Annotated in this window: 23 protein-coding genes and 1 pseudogene; 9 read left to right on the forward strand and 15 right to left on the reverse strand. The window is 66.7% G+C overall.

The window, feature by feature from the left end; genetic code table 11:
* The first annotated feature begins 2 nt into the window (after positions 1-2).
* The gene (locus tag I0D00_RS05715) at positions 3-182 is read left to right on the forward strand and encodes a PA3496 family putative envelope integrity protein (RefSeq protein WP_213638776.1); all 180 of its coding nucleotides are present in this window, start codon (positions 3-5) and stop codon (positions 180-182) included.
* 70 nt (positions 183-252) lie between these two features.
* On the opposite strand, the gene gloA is transcribed toward I0D00_RS05715, so the two are convergent.
* The 3 genes from gloA to I0D00_RS05730 form a co-directional block, all read right to left on the reverse strand.
* Positions 253-645 (reverse strand): lactoylglutathione lyase, encoded by a 393-nt coding sequence (gene gloA / locus I0D00_RS05720; RefSeq protein WP_213638777.1) that lies wholly within the window; start codon positions 643-645, stop codon positions 253-255.
* 107 nt (positions 646-752) lie between these two features.
* Positions 753-1,970, reverse strand: a complete 1,218-nt coding sequence (locus I0D00_RS05725) for an argininosuccinate synthase (RefSeq protein WP_213638778.1) — start codon at positions 1,968-1,970, stop codon at positions 753-755.
* A 132-nt stretch (positions 1,971-2,102) separates the two neighbouring features.
* Positions 2,103-2,999, reverse strand: a complete 897-nt coding sequence (locus I0D00_RS05730) for a flagellar protein MotY (RefSeq protein WP_213640228.1) — start codon at positions 2,997-2,999, stop codon at positions 2,103-2,105.
* Positions 3,000-3,216: 217 nt separating this feature from the next.
* Here I0D00_RS05730 and pyrC point away from each other — a divergent pair, with 217 nt between their 5' ends.
* Together pyrC and rnt are read left to right on the forward strand one after the other, a co-directional pair.
* Positions 3,217-4,263: a dihydroorotase gene (gene pyrC / locus I0D00_RS05735; protein ID WP_213638779.1), complete on the forward strand. Its 1,047-nt coding sequence runs from the start codon at positions 3,217-3,219 to the stop codon at positions 4,261-4,263.
* Complete coding sequence (gene rnt / locus I0D00_RS05740) at positions 4,260-4,934, forward strand: ribonuclease T (RefSeq protein ID WP_213638780.1); 675 nt, start codon at positions 4,260-4,262, stop codon at positions 4,932-4,934. Before pyrC ends, rnt begins: the two co-directional genes overlap by 4 nt.
* Before the next feature lie 89 nt (positions 4,935-5,023).
* Here rnt and I0D00_RS21700 read toward each other — a convergent pair.
* Positions 5,024-5,146, reverse strand: a pseudogene (locus tag I0D00_RS21700) (peroxiredoxin); the annotation flags it as partial.
* Positions 5,147-5,352: 206 nt separating this feature from the next.
* Here I0D00_RS21700 and I0D00_RS05745 point away from each other — a divergent pair.
* Both I0D00_RS05745 and bfr read left to right on the forward strand, forming a co-directional pair.
* Entirely contained in the window at positions 5,353-5,571 is a 219-nt protein-coding gene (locus I0D00_RS05745; protein ID WP_213638781.1) for a bacterioferritin-associated ferredoxin, read from the forward strand.
* Positions 5,572-5,767: 196 nt separating this feature from the next.
* Entirely contained in the window at positions 5,768-6,238 is a 471-nt protein-coding gene (gene bfr, locus I0D00_RS05750) for a bacterioferritin (RefSeq protein WP_213638782.1), read from the forward strand.
* A gap of 122 nt (positions 6,239-6,360) precedes the next feature.
* Here bfr and grxD read toward each other — a convergent pair whose 3' ends face one another.
* From grxD to I0D00_RS05765, 3 genes are all read right to left on the reverse strand, one after another.
* A complete protein-coding gene (gene grxD / locus I0D00_RS05755) occupies positions 6,361-6,687 on the reverse strand; it encodes a Grx4 family monothiol glutaredoxin (RefSeq protein ID WP_213638783.1) in 327 nt (108 codons plus the stop codon).
* 132 nt (positions 6,688-6,819) lie between these two features.
* Positions 6,820-8,928: a molybdopterin oxidoreductase family protein gene (locus I0D00_RS05760; RefSeq protein ID WP_213638784.1), complete on the reverse strand. Its 2,109-nt coding sequence runs from the start codon at positions 8,926-8,928 to the stop codon at positions 6,820-6,822.
* 146 nt (positions 8,929-9,074) lie between these two features.
* A complete protein-coding gene (locus tag I0D00_RS05765; RefSeq protein ID WP_213638785.1) occupies positions 9,075-9,506 on the reverse strand; it encodes a hypothetical protein in 432 nt (143 codons plus the stop codon).
* Positions 9,507-9,834: 328 nt separating this feature from the next.
* Between I0D00_RS05765 and argF the strand changes: the two genes are divergently transcribed.
* Together argF and I0D00_RS05775 are read left to right on the forward strand one after the other, a co-directional pair.
* Positions 9,835-10,755, forward strand: coding sequence for an ornithine carbamoyltransferase (gene argF, locus I0D00_RS05770; RefSeq protein WP_213638786.1), 921 nt, complete (start codon positions 9,835-9,837; stop codon positions 10,753-10,755).
* The gene (locus tag I0D00_RS05775; protein WP_213638787.1) at positions 10,752-11,861 is read left to right on the forward strand and encodes an ABC transporter ATP-binding protein; all 1,110 of its coding nucleotides are present in this window, start codon (positions 10,752-10,754) and stop codon (positions 11,859-11,861) included. Before argF ends, I0D00_RS05775 begins: the two co-directional genes overlap by 4 nt.
* A gap of 40 nt (positions 11,862-11,901) precedes the next feature.
* Here the strand turns inward: I0D00_RS05775 and I0D00_RS05780 are convergent, their stop codons facing one another.
* From I0D00_RS05780 to ybaK, 4 genes are all read right to left on the reverse strand, one after another.
* The gene (locus I0D00_RS05780; protein ID WP_213638788.1) at positions 11,902-12,690 is read right to left on the reverse strand and encodes a PhzF family phenazine biosynthesis protein; all 789 of its coding nucleotides are present in this window, start codon (positions 12,688-12,690) and stop codon (positions 11,902-11,904) included.
* A gap of 111 nt (positions 12,691-12,801) precedes the next feature.
* Positions 12,802-13,560: a substrate-binding periplasmic protein gene (locus I0D00_RS05785; RefSeq protein ID WP_246533177.1), complete on the reverse strand. Its 759-nt coding sequence runs from the start codon at positions 13,558-13,560 to the stop codon at positions 12,802-12,804.
* Between the two features lie 80 nt (positions 13,561-13,640).
* The gene (gene glpK / locus I0D00_RS05790; RefSeq protein ID WP_213638790.1) at positions 13,641-15,128 is read right to left on the reverse strand and encodes a glycerol kinase GlpK; all 1,488 of its coding nucleotides are present in this window, start codon (positions 15,126-15,128) and stop codon (positions 13,641-13,643) included.
* 43 nt (positions 15,129-15,171) lie between these two features.
* Positions 15,172-15,642: a Cys-tRNA(Pro) deacylase gene (gene ybaK, locus I0D00_RS05795; RefSeq protein ID WP_213638791.1), complete on the reverse strand. Its 471-nt coding sequence runs from the start codon at positions 15,640-15,642 to the stop codon at positions 15,172-15,174.
* Positions 15,643-15,738: 96 nt separating this feature from the next.
* On the opposite strand from ybaK, the gene I0D00_RS05800 reads away from it, so the two are divergent.
* Positions 15,739-16,497, forward strand: coding sequence for a DeoR/GlpR family DNA-binding transcription regulator (locus tag I0D00_RS05800; protein ID WP_213638792.1), 759 nt, complete (start codon positions 15,739-15,741; stop codon positions 16,495-16,497).
* A gap of 146 nt (positions 16,498-16,643) precedes the next feature.
* A complete protein-coding gene (glpD, locus tag I0D00_RS05805; RefSeq protein ID WP_213638793.1) occupies positions 16,644-18,173 on the forward strand; it encodes a glycerol-3-phosphate dehydrogenase in 1,530 nt (509 codons plus the stop codon).
* Positions 18,174-18,203: 30 nt separating this feature from the next.
* Here the strand turns inward: glpD and I0D00_RS05810 are convergent, their stop codons facing one another.
* The 4 genes from I0D00_RS05810 to I0D00_RS05825 all read right to left on the reverse strand — a co-directional run bounded on the left by I0D00_RS05810 (position 18,204) and on the right by I0D00_RS05825 (position 22,689).
* Positions 18,204-19,193: an alpha/beta fold hydrolase gene (locus I0D00_RS05810; RefSeq protein WP_213638794.1), complete on the reverse strand. Its 990-nt coding sequence runs from the start codon at positions 19,191-19,193 to the stop codon at positions 18,204-18,206.
* 159 nt (positions 19,194-19,352) lie between these two features.
* Positions 19,353-21,038 (reverse strand): choline dehydrogenase, encoded by a 1,686-nt coding sequence (gene betA / locus I0D00_RS05815; RefSeq protein ID WP_213638795.1) that lies wholly within the window; start codon positions 21,036-21,038, stop codon positions 19,353-19,355.
* Positions 21,031-22,512, reverse strand: a complete 1,482-nt coding sequence (locus tag I0D00_RS05820) for a purine-cytosine permease family protein (protein WP_213638796.1) — start codon at positions 22,510-22,512, stop codon at positions 21,031-21,033. The genes betA and I0D00_RS05820 overlap by 8 nt, the downstream gene beginning before the upstream one ends.
* 3 nt (positions 22,513-22,515) lie before the next feature.
* Positions 22,516-22,689, reverse strand: coding sequence for a hypothetical protein (locus I0D00_RS05825; protein ID WP_213638797.1), 174 nt, complete (start codon positions 22,687-22,689; stop codon positions 22,516-22,518).
* Positions 22,690-22,754: the final 65 nt, after the last annotated feature.

A 22,754-nucleotide genomic window follows, 5' to 3' on the forward strand; every position in this document is an offset into this window, starting at 1 on the left:
CCATGAGCACTGCCAAAGAAGACCTCGAGCTCGACGACGATTTCGTCGCAGAAGATTCGGACGATGCCGAAGCCCCCGTCGAGGTAGCCAAGACCAACCTGACCAAGCGGCGCATCATCGACAACTTCCTCGAGGAACGACGTCTGCACAAGCAGCTGGCGGAGTACGATTTCGACCTCTAGCCGTCATCTGCCGCACAAAAAAGAAGCCCCGCCTGAGCGGGGCTTTTTCATTTTTCGACCGACTGGCGGCTCAATCGTTGCGCGACGGCGACAGCAGCTCGATCTTGTAGCCGTCCGGGTCCTCGACGAAGGCCAGGATGCTGCTACCGTGCTTCATCGGCCCCGGCTCGCGGGCGATATGGCCGCCGCGGGCGCGGATGTCCTCGCAGGCCTTGTAGACATCGGCCACCTCCAGGGCGATATGGCCGTATCCGGTGCCCGGCTCGTAGCTGTCCACTCCCCAGTTGTGGGTCAGCTCGATCACGCTGTTGTGCGCCTCGTCGCCGTAGCCGACGAAGGCCAGGGTGAACTGTCCTTCCGGATAGTCCTTGCGGCGCAACAGGGTCATGCCCAGCACCTCGGTATAGAAGGCGATGGACTTGTCCAGGTCGCCGACGCGCAGCATGGTATGCAGCAATCTCATCGGTTGTTCCTCCTTGCAAGCCGCTTGTGGCGGCGTAGAAAGCACGACCCCGGCATGGGCCGGGGTCGTTTGACGTCAGGCCATGGCAGGCCGCGGGGCGACTGCCGTTACAGCAGATTACGCCCCTTGTTCGCGGCAATGCGCATGCGCAGCGCGTTGAGCTTGATGAAGCCCGCCGCGTCCTGCTGATTGTAGGCGCCGGCATCGTCCTCGAAGGTGGCGATGTTGGCGTCGAACAGCGACTCGTCGGACTTGCGGCCGACCACCACGACATTGCCCTTGTACAGTTTCAGGCGCACCACGCCGTTCACGTTGGCCTGGGAGGCGTCGATCATCTGCTGCAGCATGACGCGCTCCGGGCTCCACCAGAAGCCGTTGTAGATCAGGCTGGCGTACTTGGGCATCAGCTCGTCTTTCAGGTGGGCCACTTCGCGGTCCAGGGTGATCGACTCGATGGCGCGGTGGGCCTTGAGCATGATGGTGCCGCCGGGGGTCTCGTAGCAGCCGCGCGACTTCATGCCGACGAAGCGGTTCTCGACGATGTCCAGACGGCCGATGCCGTTCTCGCCGCCGATGCGGTTCAGCTCGGCCAGCACGGTGGCCGGGGTCAAGTCCTTGCCGTCGATGGCGACGATGTCGCCGGCGCGGTAGGTCAGCTCGATGTAGGTCGGGGTGTCCGGCGCCGCTTCCGGCGACTTGGTCCAACGCCACATGTCTTCTTCGTGCTCGGTCCAGGTGTCTTCCAGCACGCCGCCCTCGTAGGAGATGTGCAGCAGGTTGGCATCCATGGAGTACGGCGACTTCTTCTTGCCGTGGCGCTCGATCGGGATCTCGTGCTTCGCGGCGTAGTCCATCAGCTTCTCGCGGGACATCAGGTCCCACTCGCGCCAGGGGGCGATCACCTTGACGCCCGGCTTGAGGGCATAGGCGCCCAGCTCGAAACGCACCTGGTCGTTGCCCTTGCCGGTGGCGCCATGGGAGATGGCGTCGGCGCCGGTCTCGTTGGCGATCTCGATCAGGCGCTTGGCGATCAGCGGGCGGGCGATGGAGGTGCCGAGCAGGTACTCGCCCTCGTAGACGGTGTTGGCACGGAACATCGGGTAGACGAAGTCACGCACGAATTCTTCGCGCAGGTCGTCGATGTAGATTTCCTTGACGCCCATGGCCTGGGCCTTGGCGCGCGCCGGCTCGACTTCTTCCCCCTGGCCGAGGTCCGCGGTGAAGGTCACCACTTCGCAGTTATAGGTATCTTGCAGCCACTTGAGGATCACCGAAGTGTCCAGGCCACCGGAATACGCCAGGACTACCTTGTTTACGTCGGCCATGCCAATCAACTCCACGGGGTTGTTCGGGAAAACCCGTGATTCTACTGACCCTGACGGTCAATTTACAGGGGCGCGACAGCTTGTGACGATGAAGCGACAGCTTCTTGCAGGCGTGCGACGCCTGCCGGGCACTCAGGAGCCGGCCGCGGGTGCCGGCGCGGCAGTTTCCGGCGCGGCCTCCACCGCCGGTGGCGGTGCCACCCGCTCCAGGCGTATGCCGACCCGCCGGTTCTTCGCCCGGTTGGCCGCGCTGCTGTTGGGCACCAGCGGATAGCGCTCGCCGTGGAAACGCAGGCTGATCTGCTCCGCCGGCACACCATTGGCCTCGAGGTACCGCTGCACCGCCAGGGCCCGACGGCGCGACAGGTCGCGGTTGGTCAGGCGGTTGCCGCTGTTGTCGGCATGGCCGTCGAGCTGGATGCGATTGACGCTGGGATCGGCCTTGAGAAAGCTCAGGATGATGTCCAGCTTGGCCTGGGCCAACGGCTCCAGGTCGACGCCGCCGCCGGGAAAGCCGACCTGGCTCTGGCGCACCTGCTCGAAGTTGACCGGCAGCAGCTTGGCGGTGCAGGCCAGGTAGTCCTCGTAGGCCTTGCGGAACTTGACCGGCAGCAGGCGCACCTCGAGGCGCTCGCCGCCCTGCAGGGTGCGATGGCGCACCAGCGGGCTGCGGCCCTCGAGCAGGCCGGTGAGCAGGCGCCCGGCCTGGTACTGCGAACTGCTCAAGGGCACCTCGCCGCTGCCAACGCTGACCGCGCCCAGGTTGATATCGCCGCGTCCCGGCTGCCAGGGCGCCGCCGCGGCCAACAGGGTGGCGGTTCCACGGCCCAGCCAGCGTTCGCGCACCTGCAGGCGGAAGGTCGCCTGTTCACCGGCGCGGCGGACGAACTGGCCGGCGCCGAAGTCGGTGATGGGCTGCGACAGACGGCACTCGAACTGGTCGCCGTCCACCAGCCACTCGACCTTTTCCAGGCGGGTCTGGAAGCTGATGGCCGCGGCAGGCGGGGCGAACGACAGGCTGACGAGCATGCCGACGAGCAGGCTGGGCAGACCGAACGGGCTGAGGCGGGACTGACGCACGGCGGGCTCCACGGGGAATTACGGAGTTCAACCGGGGTATCGGTGGCCTGCCGGAAAACTTAAGCCCGGGCGTTGTCCGGCAGCGCCCCAGGCATCGGCCCGACGTGCCCTGGCGGGGCTTTTCCGGTAGCATTCCAACCACGTTTTGCCCGCCCGGAAGCCCCCCATGACCGACCGCCTCACCCTGCTGCGTCCCGACGACTGGCACATCCACCTGCGCGACGGTGCCGTACTGCCGCACACCGTCGCCGATGTCGCGCGCACCTTCGCCCGCGCCATCATCATGCCGAACCTGGTACCGCCGGTGCGCAACACCGGCGAAGCCGAGGCCTACCGCCAGCGCATCCTCGCCGCGCGGCCGGCCGGCAGCCGCTTCGAGCCGCTGATGGTGCTCTACCTCACCGACCTGACCAGCCCCGCGGACGTGCGTGCGGCCAAGGCCTCTGGCTTCGTCCACGCGGCCAAGCTGTACCCGGCCGGCGCCACCACCAACTCCGACTCCGGCGTGACCAGCATCGACAAGATCTTCCCGGCCCTGGAAGCCATGGCCGAGGTCGGCCTGCCGCTGCTGGTCCACGGCGAGGTGACGCGCAGCGAGATCGACGTGTTCGACCGCGAGAAGGCCTTCATCGACGAGCACCTGAGCCGCGTGGTCGAGCGCTTCCCCGGGCTGAAGGTGGTGTTCGAGCACATCACCACCCGCGATGCCGTGCAGTTCGTCGAGGCCGCCTCGGCCAACGTCGGCGCCACCATCACCGCCCACCACCTGCTGTACAACCGCAATCACATGCTGGTTGGCGGCATCCGCCCGCACTTCTATTGCCTGCCGATCCTCAAGCGCAACGTGCATCAGGAGGCCCTGCTCGATGCCGCCACCAGCGGCAGCAGCAAGTTCTTCCTCGGCACCGACTCGGCGCCCCACGCCAAGCACGCCAAGGAAGCCGCCTGCGGCTGTGCCGGTTGCTACACCGCCTATGCCGCCCTCGAGCTGTATGCCGAGGCCTTCGAGCAGCGCAACGCGCTGGACCAGCTGGAAGGCTTCGCCAGCCAGCATGGTCCCGACTTCTACGGCCTGCCGCGCAATAGCGAGACCATTACCCTGGTCCGCGAGGAGTGGCGCGCCCCGGCCAGCCTACCCTTCGGCGAGCAGACCGTGATTCCCCTGCGCGCCGGCGAGACCCTGCGCTGGCGCGTACTGGAGGAGCAGGCGTGAGCGAAGACCTGTACGACGACGAAATCGAGAGCAGCACCCCGTCCGCCGCGCGCCACCCCATGGCGGCGCGCTTTCGCGGCTACCTGCCGGTGGTCGTGGACGTCGAGACCGGCGGCTTCAACTGCGCCACCGACGCCCTGCTGGAGATCGCCGCGACCACCATCGGCATGGACGAAGGCGGCTTCCTCTATCCGGACCACACCCACTTCTTCCGCATCGAGCCGTTCGCGGGCGCCAACATCGAGCAGGCGGCCCTGGAGTTCACCGGCATCAAACTGGACCACCCCCTGCGCATGGCGGTCAGCGAGGAGCATGCGCTGAACGAGATATTCCGCGGCCTGCGCAAGTCGCTGAAGGCCAACGGCTGCAAGCGGGCGATCCTGGTCGGCCACAACAGCAGCTTCGACCTGGGTTTCCTCAATGCCGCCGTGACCCGCACCGGCATCAAGCGCAACCCCTTCCACCCCTTCTCCAGCTTCGACACCGCCACCCTGGCCGGCCTGGCCTATGGCCAGACCGTGCTGGCCAAGGCCTGCCAGGCGGCCGGCATCGAGTTCGATGGCAAGGAGGCGCATTCGGCGCGCTACGACACCGAGAAGACCGCCGAGCTGTTCTGCGGCATCGTCAATCGCTGGAAGGAAATGGGCGGCTGGATGGAATTCGACGACTGACTGCGTCGCAACGCCTGAGAAAGCAAAAAAACCGGCCTAGGCCGGTTTTTTTGTGGGCAGGTGGTCGGCGCTCTCCGAGCCCACCACCTGCCCCTGTCGACCGGCGTATTGCGCCAGGCGCTGTGGCCGAAGCAGGAGTCGAGGGATATGCCGATCCGGTCGACGTTGCGCGCCAGGAACTCGGACATGCGATGTTCGAAGACGATCAGCTCGCACCAACTGATCCGCCCATGGCACACCTCGCTTTTGTGCACCGCCCAGCGTTGTCCGCCCGCCCTCGGCAGCCGCCCCCCGCACACGACCGTTCGTCAGCTTCGGCGAGATTGCGCAACGAACAGCTAAAAGGGTCTTTGACACGCATTCTCATTAACATTAGTATCTTTGCATATCGAACCACTGCCATGCGACGGACCCGACTATGTATGTCTGCCTCTGCGAAGGAGTCACCGACCACCAGATCCGCGACGCGATCTATGACGGGTGTTGCAGCTACCGCGACGTACGCACGACCCTCGGCGTCGCCAGCCAGTGCGGCAAGTGTGCCTGCCTGGCCAAGCAGGTGGTCCGCGAGACCCTGAGCGAAATGCAGAGCAGCCAGGCGGCCCTGGCCTACCCGGCCAGCTTCGTCGCCGCCTGATCGAATCGCCGCAGAAGAGCCGGACCCCGAGTCCGGTTTTTTATGCCCGCAGTGCAGCGGGCAAATGCCTGGATGCGGAGCTTAAGCGTTCGTATTCATATTTACTTTTACTTATATTTCAACCAGTTAAGTTTGACAGTCGCCTCCTGCCAGCCCAGAATTTTAAATTGACTTCCCCCTAAAGGCAGGCTCGGACATGAAAGGCGACAAGAAGGTCATCCAGCATCTGAACAAGATCCTCGGCAACGAGCTGGTTGCAATCAACCAGTACTTCCTGCATGCGCGGATGTATGAGGACTGGGGCCTGAAAAAGCTCGGCGAGCACGAGTATCACGAATCCATCGACGAGATGAAGCATGCGGACAAGCTGATCAAGCGCATCCTCTTTCTCGAAGGCCTGCCGAACCTGCAAGACCTGGGCAAGATCCTGATCGGGGAGAACACCAAGGAAATGCTCGAGTGCGACCTGAAGATCGAGCACAAGGCGCATATCGACCTGAAGGAGGCGATCGCCTACTGCGAAAGCATCGGCGATTACGCCAGCCGCGAGCTGCTGGAAGAGATCCTCTGCTCCGAAGAAGACCATATCGACTGGCTGGAGACCCAGCTCGGCCTGATCGGCAAGGTCGGCATGGAGAACTACCTGCAGTCGCAGATGGACGACTGAAGGCCCGCCTGACCTCTCGAAACGGGCGCCTCTGGCGCCCGTTTTGCTATCCCCCGCTCGGCGAGCCGAACGGCGCGCACAAAAAACCCCGCCATGGCGGGGTTTTCTGCGACAGCGCCGAATCAGGCGTCGGCTTTCTGCACCGCATTCTTGATCAGGGTCTGCAACTCACCCTTCTCGAACATCTCGGCCATGATGTCGCTGCCACCGACCAGTTCGCCATCGACCCACAGCTGGGGGAAGGTCGGCCAGTTGGCGTATTTCGGCAGGTTGGCGCGGATTTCCGGATTCTGCAGGATGTCGACATAGGCGAACTTCTCGCCGCAGGCCATCACCACTTGTGCGGCGCGGGAAGAAAAGCCGCACTGCGGAGCATTCGGCGAGCCTTTCATGTACAGCAGAACGGTGTTGTTGGCGATCTGCTCTTTGATGGTTTCGATGATATCCATGGGGCACCTCAGGACTTGGCTTTACGACGCGGGGTCGACACGGTGGCGGCATTGTAACCAAAAGCCGAGCGCAATGCTCGGCCTTGCCGGCCCCGCCTCGACCAAGACCGCACGACCCGCCGCGGCGGCCGCTCAGGCGGCCGTGACCTCCACCGGCACGCCGTTGAGCGCGGCATTGCCGGACAGGGCATCGAGCTGGCGCTCATCGGTCAGATCGTTGGCGCTGACCCCAGGCTGCCCGCTGGCGATCTGCATCTGCACCCCCGGACGGGCATGCCCCCAGCCATGGGGCAGGCTGACCACCCCGGGCATCACCTCATCGCTGGCCGCCACCTCCACCTCGACGCTGCCGACCCGCGACCGCACGCGCACGCGCTGGCCGTCGGCCAGGCCGCGGTGGGCCAGGTCGGCCGGATGCATCAACAACTGATGCCGCGGCTTGCCCTTCACCAGACGGTGGTAGTTGTGCATCCAGGAGTTGTTGCTGCGCACATGGCGCCGGCCGATCAGCAGCAAGGCATCCGGATCCGCCGGCGGCTGGGCGGCCAGGCGCTGCAGGTCCGCCAGCAGCAGCGCCGGTGCCGCCTGCACCCGCTGCGTCGCGGTCTTCAGGCGCGGCCCCAGGTTGGGCTGGAGCGGGCCGAGGTCCAGGCCATGGGGGTGGTCGCGCAGCGCGGCCAGGGACAGCTTGCGCGCGGAGGCATCGCCATGGGGGCCGGCGCGCAGGCCCAGGTCGATCATCTGCTGCGGGGCCAGGGTCGGCTTCAGCGTCACGCCGGTTTTCGCCGCGTAGGCCTCGGCCAGAGCTATGAAGATCTCCCAGTCGTGCAGCGCGCCGGCGGGCTTGTCCAGCACCGCCTCGTTGAAGCGGGTGACGTTGCGCACGGCAAACAGGTTGAAGGTGCTGTCGTAGTGGTCGTGCTCAAGCGGTGCGGTGGGCGGCAGGATCAGGTCGGCGTGGCGGGTCGTCTCGTTGATATAGAAGTCGACGCTGAGCATGAACTCCAGGCCCTCCAGGGCCCGTTCCAGCTTGCGCCCGTTGGGGGTGGACAGCACCGGATTGCCGGCCACCGTGACCAGGGCCCGCACCTGCCCCTCCCCGGCCGTGAGCATCTCCTCGGCCAGGGCGGACACCGGCAGTTCGCCGCCGTATTCCGGCAGGCCGGAGACCCGGCTCTGCCAGAGATCGAAATGCCCGCCGGAGGACGAGGCCACCAGGTCCACCGCAGGCGTGGTGCAGAGCACGCCGCCGACCCGGTCGAGGTTGCCGGTCACCAGATTGATCAGCTGCACCAGCCATTGGCAGAGGGTGCCGAAGGCCTGGGTGGACACCCCCATGCGTCCGTAGCACACGGCCTTGTCGGCGGCGGCGAAGTCCCGTGCCAGCTGGCGGATGGTCTCGGCCGGCACGCCGCAGCGCGCGCTCATGGCCTCGGCGGTGAGCCCGGCGATGGCACGGCGCACCTCGTCCAGCCCCTCCACCGCCAGGTGGCTGGCGCGCCCCAGGCCCTCCTCGAACAGGGTATTGAGCAGGCCGCACAGCAGCGCCGCATCCTGCCCCGGACGGATGAACAGGTGCTGATCGGCGATCGCCGCGGTCTCGCTGCGGCGCGGGTCGACCACCACCAGCCTGCCACCACGGGCCTGGAGGGCCTTGAGGCGCTTCTCCACGTCCGGCACCGTCATGATGCTGCCGTTGGAAGCCAGCGGGTTGCCGCCGAGGATCAGCATGAAGTCGGTGTGATCGATATCCGGTACCGGGATCAGCAGGCCGTGGCCGTACATCAGATGGCTGGTCAGGTGGTGCGGCAACTGGTCGACCGAGGTGGCGGAGTAGCGGTTGCGGGTCTTCAGCAGGCCGAGGAAATAGTTGCTGTGGGTCATCAGCCCGTAGTTGTGCACGCTCGGGTTGCCCTGATAGACCGCCACGGCGTTGTTGCCATGGCGCCCCTGGACGTCGCTCAGGCGCTCGGCGACCAGGGCGAAGGCCGCGTCCCAGCCGATCGGCTGCCAGTCGCCGCCGACTCGGCGCATAGGCTGGCGCAAACGGTCCGGATCGTTCTGGATGTCTTGCAGGGCCACGGCCTTGGGGCAGATATGGCCGCGACTGAAACCGTCCTGGGCATCGCCCTTGATCGACAGGATCCGGGTGCTGCCGTCGGCCTCGGACTGGGTCTCGATACTCAGGCCGCAGATGGCCTCGCACAGATGGCACGCACGGTGATGGAGGGTCTTGGTCATGGCCTGGCCTCATATTCTTGTTCGAGACGACCGTTGCGGCCGCATGACAGGACTATGGGGACTATGAGGAAACCACGCCAGCAGGGTTCGCTTCATGAATCGACCGGCATCATGCCAGCCGATTCAGCGGTGCAGGCAGCCTGTCCTTAACGGATGGCGGTTACCGTGCCTTTCTTGCCCGTCACCTTGACGTTGACGGTCTTGTAGACGAAGTAGTCCTCGACGTTCACTTCGTAGCGCGGTGCGACGATCAGGTCGGCACCCGAAGTGGTAACGGCTTTGTAGGCTGCTGCGGACTTGGCGGAAGCCACCGGGTCGAGACCCAGGGCAAAACCACCTTCGCCACCGCCATAGGTCACGCCATCGGCGAACTGGCTGTCGCCACCCAACTTGAACACGTTGAATAGGATGCTCACCGAGGACTCACCGGAGATGGACTCACCCACTTTCACATCGGCCTTCAGGTCGGTCTTGACGTTACCGTTCAGCGGCGCGGTCGGCTGGCTGACGTTCTGGCTGGCACAGCCAGTCAACAGGGCGAGGGCGGAGAAAGCGGCGGCGTAGGCTACGTGTTTCATGCAAAACTCCTTTGCATAACATTCCATGGATGTCCCGTTGCGAGACGATGCATTGCCCGAAAAAGGCGCGGGCATCCTAGAAGCCCGCCGACGCCCGGGGCAAGCACAGATGTCAATAATGTGACATCTCGCACGCCGATCGAGGAAAATGCTTACACGGCGCCTACTTATCCATGACCGACCGGACAATTTGCGCCTGCTCGTCATTTCCTTATAAGATCGCGCCTTCCCCGTTTCGTCGCCCCGTGCGGCTCCCAGCCGCAGGTTCTGCCCTTTCCTCGATAAACCTGGCCGTTGAACCTGCGCTGTTGTCAAAAGGTAGTTAACGATGAGCGCAAGACACTTTCTCTCGCTGATGGACTGCACACCGGAAGAACTGGTGAGCCTGATCCGCCGCGGCATGGAGCTGAAGAGCTTGCGCAATCGCGGGGTACTGTTCGAGCCGCTGAAGAACCGCGTCCTGGGGATGATCTTCGAGAAGGCCTCGACCCGCACCCGCCTGTCCTTCGAGGCCGGCATGATCCAGCTCGGCGGCCAGGCGATCTTCCTCTCGCCGCGCGACACCCAGCTCGGTCGTGGCGAGCCGATCGCCGACGCCGCCCGGGTCATGTCGCGCATGCTCGACGCGGTGATGATCCGCACCTTCGCCCACAGCAACCTGGTGGAGTTCGCCGCCCACTCGCGGGTACCGGTGATCAACGGCCTGTCGGACGACCTGCACCCCTGCCAGCTGCTGGCCGACATGCAGACCTATCTGGAGCACCGCGGCAGCATCGCCGGCAAGACGGTGGCCTGGATCGGCGACGGCAACAACATGTGCAACTCCTATATAGAGGCCGCCCAGCAGTTCGACTTCCAGCTGCGCGTCGCCTGCCCGGAGGGCTACGAGCCCAATCCCGAGTTTCTCGCCCGCGCCGGCGACCGCGTCAAGGTGCTGCGCGACCCGCGCGAGGCCGTGGCCGGCGCCCACCTGGTGACCACCGACGTGTGGGCGTCCATGGGCCAGGAAGACGAGATCGCCGAGCGTCACAAGCTGTTCAAGCCCTACCAGGTCGACCGCGCGCTGCTCGATGCCGCGGCCGCGGACGTGCTGTTCCTGCACTGTCTGCCGGCGCACCGTGGCGAGGAGATCAGCGAGGACCTGCTCGACGATCCGCGCGCGGTGGCCTGGGATCAGGCGGAGAACCGCCTGCACGCGCAGAAGGCGCTGCTCGAGTTCCTGGTCGAAGCGGCCTATCACCACGCATGAGCCACTCCCTGCTGCTGAGCCTGCGCGACCTGAGCTGTGGCTACCATGAGCACCGCGTCGTGCAGGACCTCAACCTCCACCTGAACGCCGGCGACATCGGCTGCCTGCTCGGCCCCTCCGGCTGCGGCAAGACCACCACGCTGCGCGCCATCGCCGGCTTCGAGCCGGTGGCCGAGGGCGAGATCCAGCTGGAAGACCAGGTCATCTCCCGCGCCGGCTTCACCCTGGCGCCGGAGAAGCGCCGCATCGGCATGGTGTTCCAGGACTATGCGCTGTTCCCGCACCTGACGGTGGCCGAGAACATCGGCTTCGGCATCCGCAAGCAGGCCAACTGCGAACGCATCACCGAGGAGCTGCTGGAGCTGGTCAAGCTCGGCCACCTGGGCAGGCGCTACCCCCACGAGCTGTCCGGCGGCCAGCAGCAGCGCGTGGCGCTGGCCCGGGCGCTGGCGCCGGAACCGCGCCTGCTGCTGCTCGACGAGCCCTTCTCCAACCTCGACGGCGAGCTGCGCCGGCGCCTCAGCCACGAGGTCCGCGACATCCTCAAGGCCCGCGGCACCAGCGCCATCCTGGTCACCCACGACCAGGAGGAGGCCTTCGCCGTCAGCGACCATGTCGGGGTGTTCAAGGAAGGCAAGCTGGAACAGTGGGACACGCCTTTCAATCTGTACCATGAGCCGCTGACGCCCTTCGTCGCCAGCTTCATCGGCCAGGGCTACTTCATTCGCGGCCAGCTGCTCAGCCCGGATTCGGTGCAGACCGAACTCGGGGTGATTCGCGGCAACCGCGCCTATATCTGGCCGGTGGGCAGCTCGGTGGACGTGCTGCTGCGCCCCGACGATATCGTCTACGCCCCGGACAGCGAGCAGAAGGCGCTGATCGTCGGCAAGACCTTCCTCGGCGCCGCCACCCTGTACCGCCTGCAACTGGCGACCGGCAGCCAGCTGGAGTCGATCTTCCCCAGCCACGCCGACCACCTGCCGGGCCAGGAAGTGGGCATCCGCGTCGCCGCCGATCACCTGGTGGCCTTCCCGGCCCCCGGCAGCATCGCCGCGCACCTGGAACTCGGCGACTCCGGCGTGCGCCGCTACAGCAGCGCCCACTGAGCCGCCGCCCGGTCACCAGATCCGGGCACTGCGGCGCTGCTTACGCCTCGCTCAGGACGAGCCGGCCGCTGGCCACCAGCACCGCATCGCCGGCGATCTTCACCCGCTCGCCCTGCAAGCGGCAGTGCAACTCGCCGCCGCGCGGCGAGCACTGGTAGGCGCGCAACGTCTGCTTGCCCAGGCGCCGCGCCCAGTAGGGAATGAGGCTGCAATGGGTCGAGCCGGTCACCGGGTCCTCGTCGATGCCGATGGCGGGAGCGAAGTAGCGCGAGACGAAGTCGTGCCGTTCACCGGGCGCGGTGACGATCACCCCCAGCCCCGGCAGCCCGGCCAGGGCCCGCAGATCCGGCTGGCAGGCGCGCAGCGCCTGTTCCGAGTCGATCACCGCCATCAATTCCTCGCCCTGGAAGGCGGCCAGCACCGGCAGGCCCAGCGCCTGTTCCAGCGCGGCCGTGACCGGTACCTCGCGCGTCTGGGCAGTGGGAAAGTCCAACACCAGGCGCTCACCCTCGCGCGTCACCCGCAGGGGCCCGGACCGGCAGACGAAGTCGATCGCCTCGCCCGCCTCGCCGTAGCAGTCGAACAGCACCTTGGCGCTGGCCAGGGTGGCATGGCCGCACAAGGGCACCTCGGCACTCGGGGTGAACCAGCGGATGCGCCAGGCGGCCCCCTCCTTCACCAGGAATGCGGTTTCCGCCAGGTTGTGCTCCCCGGCGATCTGCTGCATCAGGCTGTCGCCGAGCCAGCCATCCAGGCGATAGACCATGGCCGGATTGCCGGAAAAGGGGCGATGGCTGAAGGCATCGACCTGGTGAAATTCAAGCTGCATGGCACGCTCCTGCAAGATAGGTCGCCCAGCATGCCCCGAGTCGACCTCGAGCGCCCCATACAGCCGCCCACGAGCTGAACGCTACAGCTCAGCGTTGCAGCTGGCCGTCGCTCAGGGCTCGCTCACCCCATAGCGCTCCAGCAGGCGTTGCAGGCGGCCATCGGCCTGATAGCGGCGCAGGCCCGCCTCGAACAGCTCGGCGTGTCGCCGACTGCTCGCCAGCGCCGGCGAGAAGGCCAGGTAGATGGCCACGTCCGGGCTGCGGCAGCCGGCATTGCGCAGCTGCCCGGCGCGCCCGTGACGGCGCAGCCAAATCTGCATCACCCAGGTATTGGCCACCGTGACGTCGATGCGTCCGCTGAGCAGCTTGTCGACATTCAGGTCCAGGGCGTGGTCGCCATAGGCCTGCTGCACCCGCTGCGGATCGTCGGCATGTGCCTGCACGTAGGCATCCAGTTCACGGCCATAGCTGTAGTCGTTGATCACCCCGAGGCGCTGTCCGTCGAGGTCCCGCTGGACCGCGAAACGCCAGGGGCTGTCGGCCAGCACATAGAAGCACATGCGCGAACGACTCACCGGCGTCGGCGTGAAGAGAAAATCCGGGGCGTCGGCGTGGCCGGCCCCTATCACCGCGTTGATCCGCCCCCGGCGGGCCGCACGCAGGGCCCGCGCCCAGTTGATCAGCCGGTACTTCACCTCGATCCCCGCCTCGGCAAAGATGTCCCGCGCCAGTTCGACGAAGATCCCCGGCTGCGCCGAGCCCGGCTCGCAGTTCACCGGACACCAGGGGTCCCCGGCGATCACCAGGGTTTCCGCCCGCACGCCCGGGCTGCCAAAGAACAACGCCACTGCCAGGCCGACGGCCAGCAAGAAAGGACTCGACCAGGGCCTGGGAGGCATCGGGGTTACTCGCACAGAATGGAAGCACCTGCTTCCAGTTGTAGCAGTTCTCAAGCCTCGCTGCGCACCCGCTGCACTGCGTTCAGCCAGCCGCGGTAGAGCTCGGCGCGCGGCGCGTCCGCCATATGCGGCTCGAAGCGCTGCTGGCGCTGCCAGTGCCCGGCGATTTCCTCCAGGTCGCGGTAGAGACCGGCCTGCAACCCCGCCAGGTAGGCCACGCCGAGCGCCGTGGTCTCGGTGATTTCCGGGCGCTCCACCGGCACGCCGAGGATGTCGGCGAGAAACTGCATCAGCCAGTTGTTGACCACCATGCCGCCGTCCACCCGCAGCGCGCTGGGCGCCGCGGCGCCGTCCTGGCCCATGGCCTCGAGCAGGTCGCGGGTCTGGTAGCACACCGATTGCAGGCCTGCGGTGACGATTTCCTTGATCCCGGTGTCGCGGGTCAGGCCGAAGATCGCCCCGCGCGCCTTGGGGTCCCAGTAGGGCGCGCCCAGGCCGGTGAAGGCCGGCACCAGGTAGACCCCGCAGGCCTCGCCGGTCTGCTCGGCCAGGGCCTCGCAATCGCTGGCATGGCTGATCAGCTTGATGCCGTCGCGCAGCCACTGCACCGCCGCGCCGGCGACGAAGATGCTGCCCTCCACCGCATAGGTGACCTCGCCGCCCAGGCGGTAGCCGACCGTGGTCAGCAGGCGGTTGTTCGAGGTCACCGGGGTGCTGCCGGTGTTCTGGATCATGAAGCAGCCGGTGCCGTAGGTGCTCTTGACCATGCCCGGGCGGAAACAGGCCTGGCCGATCAGCGCCGCCTGCTGGTCGCCGGCCATGCCCAGCACCGGGATCGGCGCACCGAGCAGTTCGCTCGCGCAGGTGCCGAAGTCCGCCGCGCAGTCCAGCACTTCCGGCAGCAGGCTGCGGGGAATCTCCAGCAACTCGAGCAGGTCCTGATCCCACTGCTGGGTATGGATATTGAACATCAGGGTGCGCGAGGCATTGCTGGCGTCGGTGCGATGCACCTTGCCGCCGGTCAGGCGCCACAGCAGGAAGCAGTCGACGGTGCCGAAACGCAATTCACCACGCTCGGCGCGCTCGCGGGCGCCTGCCACGTTGTCGAGTATCCAGCGCAGCTTGGTACCGGAAAAATACGGGTCGATCAGCAACCCGGTCTTGGCACTGACCATCGCCTCGTGGCCGGCGGCCTTGAGCCCGGCGCAGTAGTCGGCGGTGCGCCGGTCCTGCCAGACGATGGCGCGATGGATCGGCTCGCCGCTCACCGCATCCCATACCAGGGTGGTCTCGCGCTGGTTGGTGATGCCGATGGCGGTGATCGCCGCGGCGCTCAGGCCGCCCTGCTGCAAGGCCTGGCGGCAGACCTCCAGGGTGCTGCGCCAGAGTTCCTCACCATCGTGCTCCACCCAACCGTCCTGCGGAAAGAACTGCTGGAACTCCTGCTGCGCCCGCGCCTGCACCACGCCCTCGCGGTCGAACACTATGGCGCGGCTGCTGGTGGTTCCCTGGTCGATGGCTAACAGATAGTGGGACACGGGCAATTCCTTATTGTTGTGGAGTGAGGGGCCAAGCCCCGCCTCAGTTGCGGGCGATGACGGCGAAACGAGCCTGGCTGTACCGGGCCAGCACCTCGGCCGCCAGTTCGACCTCCAGGCCGCGCCGCCCGGCACTGACGTAGATGGTCGCGAAACGCTGCGCCGACTCGTCGATGAAGGTGCGCAGGCGCTTCTTCTGCCCCAGCGGGCTGATGCCGCCGAGCAGGTAGCCGGTGGCGCGCTGCGCCGCCTGGGGCTCGGCCATCTCGGCCTTCTTCACGCCAGCCGCCTGGGCCAGGGCTTTCAGATCGAGGCTGCCGGCCACCGGCACCACCGCCACCAGCAACTCGCCCTTCTCGCTGGCGGCCAGCAGCGTCTTGAACACTCGCGCTGGCTCCAGGGCGAGCTTCTCCGCCGCCTCCAGGCCGTAGGAAGCGGCCTTGGGGTCGTGCTCGTAGCTGTGCACCCGGTGCTCAGCCTTGGCTTTTCTCAGCAGGTCGATGGCAGGCGTCATGTTCGAATGTGAAAACAGGCAACGAAGTTCGCGTACCTTAGCCGAAATCCAGGCCTACGACAGCCTATAATGTCGCGCAAAACAAGGATTCGCCCCATGACCCTGGCGCCGCGCCAACACGACATCCTCAACCTCGCCCGCGAACGTGGCTACGTCAGCATCGACGAACTGGCCCAGGCCTTCGCCGTCACCCCGCAGACCATCCGCCGCGACATCAACCAGCTGGCCGAGCAGGGCCTGCTGCGCCGCACCCACGGCGGCGCGGCGAGCGAGGCCTCGAGCACCCAGAACACCGCCTACGCCATGCGCGCCGGGCAGATGCGCGAGGAGAAGCAGCGCATCGCCGAGGCCATCGCCGCGCACGTCCCCGACCACGCCTCGCTGTTCATCAGCATCGGCACCACCACCGAGGCGATCGCCCGGGAACTGCTCAAGCGCAGGGGCCTGAAGGTGATCACCAACAACCTGCACGTGGCCGCCCAGCTCAGCGCCAAGGCGGATTTCGAGGTGCTGGTGGCCGGCGGCACGGTGCGCAGCGACGGCGGCGTGGTGGGCCAGGCGACCGTGGATTTCATTCGCCAGTTCAAGGTCGACTATGCCCTGGTCGGCATCAGCGGCATCGACGAGGACGGCAGCCTGCTCGACTTCGACTACCAGGAGGTACGGGTCACCCAGTCGATCATCGACAACGCCCGCCAGGTATTCCTCGCCGCCGACTCGAGCAAGTTCGGCCGCAACGCCGTGGTGCGCCTGGGCTCGATCGCCCTGGTCGACCGGGTGTTCACCGACGCGCCGCCCTCGCCCGCGATCAGCCGCCTGCTGCACGAACACCAGGTCCAGCTCGAACTGGTCTGAGCCCCTATCCGTCCCCTCTCCCGACCCCGGGCGACATACCGCTCGGCGCGAAAGCGCGCGCGAGATTGGCGATTGCATGCGCATTCGACTAGTATATTTTCGGAAGTGAACATTGACACATTCGTTTTCGACCACAAGGTGCCGCCATGCCCTCTCGCGCCAACCACGCATCCCCCCTCGCCGAAGTCTACGATCTGGCCGTCGTAGGGGGCGGCATCAACGGCGCCGGCATCGCCGCCGACGCAGCGGGCCGGGGCCTGTCGGTATTCCTCTGCGAGCAGGACGATCTGGCCCAGCACACCTCGTCGGCCAGCAGCAAATTGATCCACGGCGGCCTGCGCTATCTGGAGCACCATGAGTTCCGCCTGGTGCGCGAGGCCCTGGCCGAGCGCGAGGTGCTGCTGGCCAAGGCGCCCCATATCGTCAAGCCCATGCGCTTCATCCTGCCCCATCGCCCGCACCTGCGCCCGGCCTGGATGATTCGCGCCGGCCTGTTCCTCTACGACCATCTCGGCAAGCGCGAGCAACTGCCGGCCTCGCGAGGGCTGCGCTTCGGCCCCGGCAGCCCGCTGCGGGCCGAGATCAGCCGCGGTTTCGAATATTCCGACTGCTGGGTCGACGACGCCCGCCTGGTGGTACTCAACGCCATGGCCGCCCGCGAGCAAGGCGCCCACGTGCACACCCGCACCCGCTGCGTCAGCGCGCGGCGCAGCAAGGGCCTGTGGCACCTGCATCTGGAGCGCAGCGACGGCAGTCGCTATTCCATCCGCGCCCGCGCCCTGGTCAATGCCGCCGGCCCCTGGGTGGCGCGCTTCATCCGCGACGACCTCAAACAGCAGTCGCCCTACGGCATCCGCCTGATCCAGGGCAGCCACATCATCGTGCCCAAGCTGTTCGACGGCGAGCAGGCCTACATCCTGCAGAACGAGGACCGGCGCATCGTCTTCGCCATTCCCTACCTGGAGCACTTCACCCTGATCGGCACCACCGACCGCGAATACCAGGGCGACCCGGCCGAGGTGGCGATCAGCGACGAGGAGATCGCCTACCTGCTGGGCGTGGTCAACGCCCATTTCAAGCGCCAGCTCAGCCGCGACGACATCCTCCACAGCTACGCCGGCGTGCGCCCGCTGTGCGACGACGAGTCCGACGAACCCGCGGCCATCACCCGCGACTACACCCTGGCGCTGTCCGCCCAGCCGGGCGAGGCGCCGCTGCTCTCGGTATTCGGCGGCAAGCTGACCACCTACCGCAAGCTGGCCGAGTCGGCGCTGGCACAGCTGGCGCCCTTCTTCCCGCAGATGGGCCCGAGCTGGACCGCCAGCAGCCCGTTGCCCGGCGCCGAACAGCTGGTCAGTCGCAGCGCGCTGGTCGAGGCCCTGTGCGGCCAGCACCCGTGGCTGCCGACCGCACTCGCCCGACGCTGGGCCTGCAGCTACGGCAGCCGCAGCTGGCGACTGCTCGAGGGCGTGCAAACACTGGGTGACCTGGGCGAAGCGTTCGGCGGCGGACTCTATGCACGGGAGGTGGAGTACCTGTGCCAGGAGGAATGGGTCATGGATGCCGCCGATATTCTCTGGCGGCGGAGCAAGCTGGGACTGTTCCTGACCGCCGCACAGCAACAGCGTCTGGATCACTATCTACACGCGCACTCGCCGGACCTCCACGCTGCCTGACCCGCCAGGCCTGTAGCATGGCCCCATGCACTAGAGCCGGGCCCACAATCCGTGCTGCCGATAGGCGCGCAGATGAGGCAACACCGCCGCCAGCAAGGGTTCCTTGAAGGCGTCCTGGAATCGGTGGGCCAGGCCCGGGATCAGCTTGAGTTCGCTGCCCTGGATATGCGCCGCCACGTGCACGCCGTGCATCGCCGGCAGCAACGGATCGGCGGTGCCGTGCACCACCAGGGTCGGCACCCGCAGGCGATTGAGCAACTCGACCCGGCTCGGCTCGGCGAGGATGGCCAACAACTGACGCTCCACGCCCTCGGGGTTGAAGGCGCGGTCGTAGGCCGTCTCGGCCTGCTGCAGGAGCCGTTCGCGGTCGTCGCTGACCGCCGGGCTGCCGAGTGCGGCGAGCAGGTCGGCCTGCTGTTCCAGCGCCACCTCGCGGCTCGGCGCCTCGCGCCGGGCCAGCAGCGCCAACAGTTCCGGGCTGGGCGACGGCAGGCCCCGGGCGCCGGAGCTGGTCATGATCAGGGTCAGACTCTGTACCCGCGCCGGAACCAGGTCGGCCAGGTGCTGGGCGATCATCCCGCCCATGCTGGCGCCCAGTACATGGAACTGGCGCACGCCGAGAGCATCCATCAGGCCCAGGGCATCGCCGGCCATGTCGCGCAGGCTGTACGGCGCCGACACCGACAGCCCCAGGCGATGACGTAGCGCTCCGTAGGCGAGATCGGCCGCCGGTGCGTCCTGCCGCCAGCGGCTCAGGCCGACGTCGCGGTTGTCGAAGCGGATCACCCGGAAGCCCTGCCCACACAAGCGCCGCACCACCTCATCCGGCCAGTGGATCAGCTGCCCGCCGAGGCCCATCACCAGCAGCAAGGCCGGATCGCTGGCGCGGCCGATGCTTTGATAGGCCAGTTGCACCTCGCCCAGGGCAACCTTGGCGGTCGCCACTCGGGTGTCGCAGCGCTCGACTGCAGCCGACGGCAACCCCCATAGCAGTGCGACGAGAAGAAGAAACACTCGCATGAAAACACCAAAACGCAGAACCCCATTGAGACGCGAGTCTGGTGATATTCAGTCGAGCGCGCTGCCACAGAACCATGACAATTTGATGAATACTGCCGAGCGGCCGTCGCTCACCCGGCCCGCGAGCGGGGCCACCCGCACCAACTGGCCCCACCACGATTATCGTTCGACTCGGCGCAGCGGTGCGCCGCTGCGCTGCGCCGTTTCCCAGTTGGGCGCCAGGCCCACCTCGACCTCCTCCGCCGGCAACATGCCACGGCCGCGCAGCAGATCGGCGGCGCGCTCGGCGAGCATGATGGTCGGCGCGTTGAGGTTGCCGTTCGGCTCGGTGGGAAACACCGAGGAGTCGATCACCCGCAGCCCCGCCAGGCCGCGCACGCGCAGCTCGGAGTCGACCACCGCCAGTTCGTCCTCGCCCATGCGGCAGGTGCCGCAGGGGTGGTAGGTACTCTCCAGGTTGGCGCGGACGAAGGCGTCGATCTGCGCGTCGCTCTGCACGGCCGGCCCCGGCGCTATCTCGCCGTCGCGGAAGGCGTCCATCGCCGGCTGGCCGATGATCTCGCGGGTCAGGCGCACGCAGCGGCGAAAGCCCTCGCGGTCCTCCTCGCGCTGCAGGTAGTTGAACTGGATGCGCGGATGCTCGTAGGGGTCGGCCGAGCGCAGTCGCACGTGGCCGCGACTCTTGGGTTTGTTCGGCCCGGTGAGCACCATGAAGCCGTGGCCCTTGATCGGCTTCTTGCCGTCGTAGCGCATCGCCGCGGGCAGGAAGTGGAACTGGATGTCCGGCCAGCGCAGACCCTGCTCGGAGCGGATGAAACCGCCGGCCTCGAAGTGGTTGGTGGCACCCAGGCCGTCCTTGAACAGCAGCCAGCGCAGGCCGATCAGCAGCTTGCTCAGCGGGTCCATCTTGCTGTTGAGGGTCAGCGGCTGCTTGCAGCCGAACTGGATGTAGATTTCCGCGTGGTCCTGCAGGTTCTCCCCGACCCCGGGCAGTTCGTGCAACAGCGCCACCCCGGCCTGGCCGAGCACCGCCGCCGGGCCGATGCCGGAACGCTGCAGCAGGTGCGGCGAGCCGATCGGCCCGCCGGCCAGGAGGATCTCGCGGTTGCAGAACACCTGCCGGGTGCGCCCGCCCTGGTCGTACTCGATGCCCACCGCACGCTTGCCGTCGAGGAGGATGCGCCGGGTCATGGCCTGGGTCACCACGGTCAGGTTCGCCCGGTCCATGGCCGGGCGCAGGTAGGCGTTGGCGGTGGAGCAGCGCACACCGTCCTTGATGGTCATGTGCATGGCGCCGAAGCCTTCCTGCATGTAGCCGTTGGTGTCATCGGTCTTGACATAGCCGGCCTCGACACCGGCCTCGACCCAGGCGCCGTACAGGGGGTTGCTCATGTGGTTGCCGTTGCTGGTGTGCAGTGGCCCGGCATCGCCGCGATAGACGTCGCCGCCCCGCTCGTAATGCTCGGCCCGCTTGAAGTACGGCAGGCAGTTGCGGTAACCCCAGCCGCGCGCGCCGAGCTCTTCCCACTCGTCGAAGTCGTAGGCGTGGCCGCGGATATACACCAGGCCGTTGATCGACGAGGAGCCGCCGAGCACCTTGCCCCGCGGGCAATGGATGCGCCGCCCGTCCAGGTAGGGCTCCGGCTCGGTCTGGTAGCGCCAGTTGTACTTCTTGGTGTTCATCGGGATGGAGAAGGCGCTGGGCATCTGGATCAGCACGCTGCGGTCGCTGCCGCCGAATTCCAGCACCAGCACCGAGGTGGCCGGGTCCTCGCTCAGGCGGTTGGCCAGCACGCAGCCGGCCGAACCGGCGCCGATGATGATGTAGTCGTATTTCTTAGTCATTGCTCAGGCCCTGTGCATTGAGATTCAGGGGTTTGTTCATGGCGTCGTGGCGTGGCGCGTAGGCGCCCCAACCCAGGCGCGTGGCGAAGGCGCGGGTCAGCCCGAAGTGCACCACCCCGGCCAGCAGGCAGGACGGCAGCGAGGCGGAGACGAAGCTGAACAGCGTGGTATTGGCCAGGGTCTGCGGGTTGAACAGCAGCACGTAGACGCCGAAGCCGACCAGCAGCGCCAGCAGCGCGATGGGGTTGAAGCCGTTCCAGTAGTGGTACGGCGTCTGCGCCTCGGGGGCATAGAGGTGCCGCAGGTTCATCCGTTGCCGGCGCAGGCAGTAGTAATCGGCGATGCCGATGCCGGCCAGCGCGCTGTTCAGCGCCGAGGTCCACACCAGGAAGATGAAGAAGCCGTCGTAGATGCCCGGGGCGACGAACACGATGATCGCCGGCGCCACGCAGAACAGCAGCACCAGCAGCTCCCACCTCAGCGCCCTGAGCGTCTGGCCGGCCAGTTGGCGCAGGCCGACTATCGAGGTGTAGAGGATGTTGATCATGCTGGTGACGTTGGCGAAGGCGACGAAGCCCAGGGCGATGACGCCGAACACCAGGCCGCCGATATGGGTCATCCAGATGGTCGGGTCGCTGTCGCCCAGCGCGGCGGATGCCGTTAGGCCGACCACCTCGCCGAGCACCGCGGCGCCGAAGATGCCGATGATGTTCGGCCAGAACGCGCTGCGCTGGTTCTTGCTCAGCCGCGCCAGGTTGCCGATATAGGGCCACCAGGACAGGCCCGCGGCCATGTTCACCTCCACCGCGATCATGAAGTTGACCCGCTTGTCGGCGAACGGCGCATCCAGCGCCGGCAGGGCCAGCAGTTCGGCGACGCTGCGCTCGCTGAGGATCAGGTAGAGCATCGCGCCCATGATCAATACCAGCGCCGGGGCCACCAGGGTGTTGAACCACTTGATCGAGGTGGGCCCCCTGGCGACCACGAAGCCGGCCAGGAGGATCGCGAAGAAGCCCGAGAGCAGCACCAGCAGCCCGGTCGGCTGGGTCTCGTGCTCGCTCAGCAGGCCGCTCAGGCCGTCGATCGAGCGGCCGAACATCAGCCCCAGCACCGCCAGCCAGCCCATGGTCAGGAACACCACCGCCAGCACGTAGACCAGGCGGCTGCCGTTGCTGCCGAACATGCTGCGCAGGAAGGTGAACTGTTCGGTGCCGTACTTGCCGCAGGGCACGCAGGTGGCGAAGGTCGCCAGCAGCACGCCGATGATGTTGCCGATGACGATGGCGGCGATGCCCTCCTTCACGCCGACGAACAGCGCGGTGGCACCACCGATAAGGAAGGCCCAGGTGGCGATGGCCAGGGCCGAGTTGGCATAGGTGAACTCCCAGAAGCCCCACATGCGTTCGCTGGGCAACAGCGGCGTATCGCCGCGCTGGGCTTCGAGGCTGATATCGACGGTTTTAGGCGTGGTCATGGCTCAGTACCCCCAGAGGTAGAAGCCGATGACCAGCACCAGCGTCATCAGGGTGATCGCGAGATAGTCCGTGGCGTTCAGCGCCCCCGGCCATTGCTCGCCCTTCTCCATCTCCTCGTAGACGCGGATGCGTCGTTCCAGGTCTTGCGCACGTACGCTTTCGGCTTGACTGTTCATCTGGACATAACCTCGTATGGCTCTTGTTATTGGCTACCCGATGCGTCCCGGCACAACGCCTGGCG

The sequence above is a fragment of the Pseudomonas lalucatii genome (genome assembly GCF_018398425.1).
GTDB classification, from domain to species: domain Bacteria; phylum Pseudomonadota; class Gammaproteobacteria; order Pseudomonadales; family Pseudomonadaceae; genus Aquipseudomonas; species Aquipseudomonas lalucatii.